1 protein-coding gene is annotated in these 954 nt (G+C 42.7%); it reads left to right on the top strand.

The window, feature by feature from the left end; all coding sequences use genetic code 11:
- Nucleotides 1–950: sodium-dependent transporter (locus tag AB4653_RS23315; protein WP_372105433.1), on the top strand; the 950-nt coding region annotated here is incomplete at its 5' end.
- Nucleotides 951–954 lie beyond the last annotated feature (4 nt).

Genomic DNA, 954 nt, shown 5'->3' with positions numbered 1-954 from the left:
GTATCGAACGTGCTTCTAAAGTAATGATGCCAGTGTTGTTCATAATGGTGATTTTGCTTATCGGACGCATGGTTTTCCTTCCTGGTGCTCTAGATGGTGTGAACTACATGTTCGAACCTGATTTCAGCAAGATCTGGGACGTAAAAGTATGGGCTGCTGCTTATGGACAAATCTTCTTCACGCTAAGTATCGGTTTTGCGATCATGCTGGCTTACTCAAGCTACCTGCCTGAAAAATCAGATATTACGAACAACGCGTTCATGACGGTTCTTATCAACTGTGGTTTCTCAATTCTTGCGGGTATTATGATTTTCTCTGTTCTTGGCTACATGGCTCAAGAACAAGGTAAACCATTAACTGAAGTTGTATCAGCAGGCGTTGGCCTTGCGTTTGTTACGCTACCTGCTGCGATTAATTTACTTCCAGCACCGTATATTCTGGGTCCACTATTCTTCTTTGCACTTGTTGTGGCTGGTTTAAGCTCTCATATCTCAATTATGGAAGCAGTAACATCTGCAATTATGGACAAGCTGAACTGGAGCCGTAAAAAAGCAGCAAGTATTGTTATTGGCGTTGGTGTTGTGGTGTCTATGGCATTTGCAACTAACGGCGGCCTACTTCTACTAGACCTAGTCGATCACTTCGCTAACAACGTCGGCATCATGGTAGGCGGATTCATTGAAATCCTTCTAATGGCATGGTTACTAAACAAAGTTAGCGATGTACGTGCGTACGTCAATGAGATTTCAGATTTCTCTATTGGCGTATGGTTTAACGTATGTTTACGCTTCGTCACTCCAGTTATGCTTGCAATCATTCTTGCAACAAAACTAAGCGCATTGTTTACAGACGGTTACGGTGGCTACGACCTGACTCTTGGTTGGGCAATGATCGCAGGATTACTAGCGATTGGCATTATCATAAATATGACAAGTAAGAAGGAAGCATAATCAT

The organism is Vibrio sp. 10N.222.48.A3 (genome assembly GCF_041475345.1).
GTDB classification, from domain to species: Bacteria; Pseudomonadota; Gammaproteobacteria; order Enterobacterales; family Vibrionaceae; genus Vibrio; species Vibrio tasmaniensis_A.
Note: the sequence above shows the minus strand (reverse complement) of the source record. Positions and strands in the feature narration are given on the sequence as shown.